Origin of the sequence: Aliivibrio sp. SR45-2, assembly GCF_963890165.1 — a bacterium.
In the GTDB taxonomy this organism is placed as follows: Bacteria; Pseudomonadota; Gammaproteobacteria; order Enterobacterales; family Vibrionaceae; genus Aliivibrio; species Aliivibrio salmonicida.
This window is the reverse complement of the sequence record NZ_CAWPRC010000218.1, coordinates 1-5,865: the sequence shown is the minus strand read 5'-3', so window position 1 is coordinate 5,865 and position 5,865 is coordinate 1. Positions and strand designations below refer to the sequence as shown.

At 36.2% G+C, this 5,865-nt stretch carries 5 protein-coding genes; 4 read left to right on the top strand and 1 reads right to left on the bottom strand.

Annotated features, from left to right (window positions below; all coding sequences use genetic code 11):
* Positions 1-416: 416 nt before the first annotated feature.
* On the bottom strand, positions 417-1,460 hold the full coding sequence (locus AACV33_RS20820; protein WP_017020636.1) for a porin: 1,044 nt from the start codon (positions 1,458-1,460) through the stop codon (positions 417-419).
* Between the two features lie 520 nt (positions 1,461-1,980).
* Here AACV33_RS20820 and dinG point away from each other — a divergent pair.
* From dinG to AACV33_RS20800, 4 genes are all read left to right on the top strand, one after another.
* A complete protein-coding gene (gene dinG / locus AACV33_RS20815; protein WP_017020638.1) occupies positions 1,981-4,065 on the top strand; it encodes an ATP-dependent DNA helicase DinG in 2,085 nt (694 codons plus the stop codon).
* Between the two features lie 67 nt (positions 4,066-4,132).
* The gene (locus tag AACV33_RS20810; RefSeq protein ID WP_017020639.1) at positions 4,133-4,903 is read left to right on the top strand and encodes a TSUP family transporter; all 771 of its coding nucleotides are present in this window, start codon (positions 4,133-4,135) and stop codon (positions 4,901-4,903) included.
* A 32-nt stretch (positions 4,904-4,935) separates the two neighbouring features.
* Positions 4,936-5,487 (top strand): primosomal replication protein, encoded by a 552-nt coding sequence (locus AACV33_RS20805; protein WP_026025296.1) that lies wholly within the window; start codon positions 4,936-4,938, stop codon positions 5,485-5,487.
* Complete coding sequence (locus AACV33_RS20800; RefSeq protein WP_017020641.1) at positions 5,480-5,689, top strand: DUF2496 domain-containing protein; 210 nt, start codon at positions 5,480-5,482, stop codon at positions 5,687-5,689. Before AACV33_RS20805 ends, AACV33_RS20800 begins: the two co-directional genes overlap by 8 nt.
* The last annotated feature ends 176 nt before the right edge of the window (positions 5,690-5,865 follow it).

The window sequence follows — 5,865 nt, the reverse complement described above, 5'->3', positions numbered from 1 at the left end:
CAAAAAAACAACCAACACACTAATAAACAACAATAAAATAAATAAAAAAACATAATAACCAGACTAATCAAGTCGACTATTAAACAACAAAAACAAAAAGCACATCTTACATTAATTAACCGTCCATTTTTATCGAAAAACTTATGAATTTTTTTATCAAAAAACAATTTTAAAGAACATAAAATGGAAGCCTAACAAAAATTAATTGTGATCTATAATCCACTTTTTCAGGTCCACACATTTATCTTACGTCCAGTAAATCTATTCATACCTTACGTTCTAACGCTGAATTTCTTATTTTTTAACTCTAACTTTCGATTAAATAGCTTATTTAAATTAAAATTTACTCATCTCAAAAACGAAAAAAGCCGGTCATATGACCGGCTTTATTATTCTATATTATTTTAATCAGGCGATTAAAAGTAGAAGTATGCAGCTGCGAATACATGAGTTTCTTCATCTACATTATCGTAGCCAGAATCAAGCTCTTGTTTAATATCAATACCCATATCAATATTTTTAGCCATTGTATACATTGCTGCAATATTCATATAAGACTGATCTAAATCTTTCAAACCAGTAACTTCATCTGTGTTTGCAGCATAACCAGCAGCTAAAGTTAAGGCTTCATTCAATGCATAACCACCTGATAAATAGTAACCAGTATTTGTTTTATCAAGGTACTTACCGCTGGTGTCTTCAATCCAGAAGTTTGCACCCAGAGTTACGTCACCTAACTTAACATTACCAGTTACTGTCGTTACTTGATAATCGGCATCAGTAGCACTTACATTCTTTCTTAATTTACGAGTAGCTTCGTCACGCACTTCATAACCAGCATAAATATTAAATATTTCTTGCTCGATACCAATATAACCATTCACGCCTTTTTGGGCTTTCACGTGAACATCGTCCGTTTCAAAATATGAAACACCGTAAGCAAACCCACTTGTTGAACCTTGGAATTTAACAACATTGAAGGCATCAGATGCGTCACCAGCCGAAGCACCGAACTCATACGTATTATCACCAGCACCATCAACAGCATCTAACGCTGTATCATTTTCCCAACCATAAGAGGCAATACCATAACCAGTATCAAAACCTAACCATGCTTTATCAACATCAGTTGCAAACTCAGAACCTTCATTTAAAACTGGTGACGTTTTGCTGTCTGTTGTGTAGTTCAACATAAAGTCAGTTTCAAAATAACCAACAATACGGTTGTTACGGTAATTAACTGCTAGAGTTAGACCAGTAGCCCAATCATCATAAAATGCTTTAGAACCAGTATCGTAATAACCACCAACACCCACAGAACCAGACACAGAAAACTGATCTTTGTGCATTGTATCAAACGCAAACATTTCATCATTTTTACTGTTTTGGCTACTTGTATCAACCGCAAAAGCTGATGTTGAGATACTTGCGATTGCAAGCGCTAAAAGAGTCTTTTTCATAATAATCCACTGCCTTTTCTTAGAAAGATTGGAAATCCGTTTTCCGGTTCCCTGTTATAATTTATCTACATTGACCAACACATCTAACTGTGTGATTAATCAGTGCTTTTGAATTCCAGAGCTACTTTGCAAAATCTTGCAGATCATGTCAAACAAAACATAAATAAAACAAAAAAAATAAAAAACAATAAATTTCAACAGCTTAATAAAAACAAAATTGAATTAACAACACCAGAAACCAGAAAAAACCGTAAAAACATAAATAATTATTTAATACATAAAAAGAATTAAACTCCGAAAAATGATTAAAATTAACAATAAATCAACATTAAATTCCGCACAAACAAGAATACTCGCAACTTAACACAAACCAAAAATTAACAACCCACTCTAGAGATTGTATCATTCTCATTTTCGTGACGTGCGTCGCTCTTTAATTATATAAGATTCCATTATTTGCATGAGATCACACTCAACGACGCGTGTTACAATACGTTTTTCCTTTTTTCTGAGTAAAACAATGCTGAATAAAGCTGTTACTGATTCTATCCGCGAGAGCTATAAAACACTGCAAGACCAGCTTCCTGGCTTTATACCTCGCCGTGCTCAGAACTATTTAGTAGCAGAAATCGCTAAATCACTTGGTGGTGAATACAGTGATCATCACCGTATGATTGTTGCAGAAGCAGGAACTGGCATCGGAAAATCACTGGCTTATTTACTCAGTGTGATTCCGTTTGCAAAATTAAATAATAAAAAAGTGGTTATCTCAACGGCAACCGTCGCACTGCAAGAACAGTTAGCGCATAAAGACCTGCCTTTTTATCGTCGCATATCACCCTTGCCTTTTTCTTTTATTATCGCTAAAGGTCGTCAACGTTATTGCTGCTCTCATAAACTGGCCTCTTTAGTTGAAAATAACAGTAGCGATACTCAACAGGTTTCACTGTTTACAGAAAAACCGAAAAAGAAAGATTTAGACCTTTTAAAGAGAATGTATAAAGCGTTATCAGAAGGTAAATGGGATGGCGATATTGATAATTGGCCAAGTACTATTCCTAACCCTATTTGGCAAACTATCGTTGCAGATAAATACAGCTGCCATAATGGTTTACCATTACATAGAGAGTGCTCTTTTCAAAAAGCTCGTGAACATTTAGATAAAGCAGATGTAGTTATTGCCAATCATAGTTTAGTCATGGCAGATATTGATTTAGGTGGTGGTGTTGTTCTATCAGAACCAGAGCAAACTATATATATTTTCGATGAAGCTCATCACTTACCAAATGTTGCACGCGAACATTCTTCTGCTGCGGCAAGTTTAAAAGGCTCAGCAACTTGGTTAGAAGCTCTTAACAAATCAATTAGTAAATTTTGTAATCTTGCCGATCAAAAACGGGTACATCGTTTTCAAAATAATTTACATGAATATGTCCAAGAATTAATTCCATCTTTAAATCAATTAAGTAAACAATTTGACCCAAGTTTATTTAATGATGATGGCATCTATCGTTTTGAACACGGAGAAATACCGGTTTGGTTAGCAGAACAATCAAAAGATCTAAAGGACCTTTCTACGAAAGCAAATCAAGCATTAGCAAAAATAAGCGATCTGATTTCTGAACGGATGAAAGATGGTGAACTAGCTCCGAGAATGGCAGAGCCAGCGCTTGCTGAAATGGGTTTTTATCTGCAAAGACTCGAAAATTTAGCTCAAGTATGGTTCTTAATGGCAAAACCTAATAGTGATAAAGGCGCACCCTTAGCCCGCTGGTTGGAAAAAAGTAAAGAACGAGATTTAGATGTCATCATCAATGTATCTCCTTTAGAAGTTGGTTGGCAGCTGGATCAGAACTTATGGAGTAGAGCTGCTGGTGCAGTCCTTGTTTCTGCCACAATGCGAGCATTAAACTCTTATTCTTTCTTTTGTAAGCAAGCCGGAATATCAGAGAAGCCAGAAGATGGGGTACGATTCTTGTCTTTAGCTTCGCCATTCAATTATCAAGAAAATGCACAATTGGTTGTACCTAAACTCCCAATGGAACCATCCGCTGCGGGATTTACCGATCTATTAATAGAAGAGCTTCCTTTCTATTTAGCCGATCAAAAGTCAAGTTTGGTTCTATTTTCTTCATACTGGCAAATGAATAAAGTAGCAGAATCACTTGAAGCCCTAGTAAAAAAACAAGGTTGGAGCCTTTTAATTCAAGGAAAAGAGTCACGACAAGAGATCCTAAAGAAACATAAAGCATTATGTGAAGCAAATAAGATCAGTATTCTATTTGGTACGGGAAGCTTTTCTGAAGGCTTAGATTTACCAGGGAATTTACTTACAAACCTCATAATTACAAAGATTCCGTTTGGTGTTCCTACATCACCAGTAGAAGAAGCACATTCTGAATATATCGAAAGTCGTGGTGGCAATCCATTTATGCAGATCAGTGTTCCAGAAGCGAGTAAAAAATTAATTCAATCTGTCGGGCGATTGCTGCGTAAAGAGGATGATTCTGGTAGAGTTGTGCTCCTTGATCGTCGCATTATCACTAAGCGTTACGGTAAAGCACTTTTAGATGCTTTGCCTCCCTTTAAAAGGGTAATCGAGTAAATATTTATTGCAATTAAACATCGCATATTGCGATTCTAATTATGCCTACAACTAACTAAGAGCTTATATGGAATTTCTTGAACCCTCGACCCTCATTATTTTAGGGTTAGTTGCTTTTGTCGCTGGATTTATTGACGCAGTTGCTGGTGGTGGTGGTATGCTGACGGTTCCAGCATTACTCTCTATTGGCTTACCCCCACACATTGCATTAGGCACAAATAAATTAGCAGCTACTTTTGCATCATCGACAGCGGCAATCACCTATTTCAAAAAGAAGCTATTTGACCCTCAGTTTTGGAAAGCCTCATTTATAGCCACTTTATTTGGTGCAACTTGCGGAACCTTATTAGTCAATTACATTTCAACGGAATGGTTAGAAAAAGGCCTACCTCTTATTATTCTAGGTGCCGCTATTTATACGATTTGGCCGAATCGTTTAATCTCAGAGCAGAATCAATTACCAGAAAAAACATCTAAGTTTAAAAAACAACAAATTATCCAAGGATTGTCTTTAGGTTTTTATGATGGTGTTGCCGGCCCTGGCACTGGTGCATTTTGGACGGTAAGTAGTATGGCACTTTATCGTCTTAATATCTTGCTGGCTTCTGGTCTCGCTAAAGCCATGAATTTTACAAGTAATATCACCTCGCTTGTCACCTTCGCTATCCTTGGCCAAATAAACTGGGCGCTTGGTTTAACGATGGGGGTTTGCTTAATGGTTGGTGCCTTCTTAGGTGCTCATTCTGCTATTCGTTTTGGTTCAAAATTCATTCGCCCTGTTTTTGTTACTGTTGTTTGTATTCTCGCGGCTAAACTCGCTTTTGATGCTTGGTTTTAAATCGAACTCTTCTTGAGTACTAAGGAATAATGATGGCTAACTATAAAACCATTGAAATCATGTTAGAACAATTGGCAAAAACAAGCGCAGAAATTGATCGTCGCCGTGGAGAGCAACGCTTACCTCTCTTTGATGAGCGTCTATTTGGTTGCCGAAGCCGCTATTTAATACCCTGTATTAATGAAACCAAAGCGACACTTCAGTCAATCCAACGCGAAGAAAAAGCAAATATGTTAACGCCTCAAAGAGCCGAGTATTTAACCCAGATGCTCCTTGCACAAATAGAAGCAATTCAACGGGAGATTGCAACACAGCGTATACGTTCACATGAAGTACGACCAAAAGGCAGTAATAAAAAGCCGATTAGCGATATGTACCAAGACCTTGCGCAACACCAAGAATGGTCTCGTCGCCTTATCCAAATGGTTCAAGAGCAAGAACAAAATGTAAATAAATGCTATTCCTTCTCACAGCAACAAGAATTACAAAAAGTTCTTCTTACTACAGAAAAGCGATTACAGCGTTGTAAAACCGCGATGATTCGTTTAGAGCAACAAATTACCTACAGAGAACAAAATGACTAATCTTAAGGTTAATGAAAAAAATACGATTGAAACGTTAATTTCAGAATCCCATGATATAAAACCACCAAGTCCGCTAGATAGCGCTCCTGATGAAATAAAGCTTGCCGTAGATTTAATTTATCTTCTAGAAAATAATAATGTTAATAAAGAGATTGCAATAAAAGCGTTAGAAATTGTATTAAATGATCTTAGAAAAAAGTGAACCAGATGTCTCAAAATAGAGATTGCGTTATTGATTTCACTCGATAATAAATAGATCTAGTTTATTAAATTACATAAAAACTTAGATCTATTTCCCAATTAATTTTTATCATGAATTATTCCACTTCCCTATTTAAAATCCTATCTTTACTATCTCCTCCATAAATAAAAATACAA

Excerpts from the sequence above, each read along its gene's own strand:
- AACV33_RS20820 (WP_017020636.1), bottom strand. The coding sequence starts at position 1,460 with ATGAAAAAGACTCTTTTAGCGCTTGCAATCGCAAGTATCTCAACATCA.
- dinG (WP_017020638.1), top strand. The coding sequence starts at position 1,981 with ATGCTGAATAAAGCTGTTACTGATTCTATCCGCGAGAGCTATAAAACA.
- AACV33_RS20810 (WP_017020639.1), top strand. The coding sequence starts at position 4,133 with ATGGAATTTCTTGAACCCTCGACCCTCATTATTTTAGGGTTAGTTGCT.
- AACV33_RS20805 (WP_026025296.1), top strand. The coding sequence starts at position 4,936 with ATGGCTAACTATAAAACCATTGAAATCATGTTAGAACAATTGGCAAAA.
- AACV33_RS20800 (WP_017020641.1), top strand. The coding sequence starts at position 5,480 with ATGACTAATCTTAAGGTTAATGAAAAAAATACGATTGAAACGTTAATT.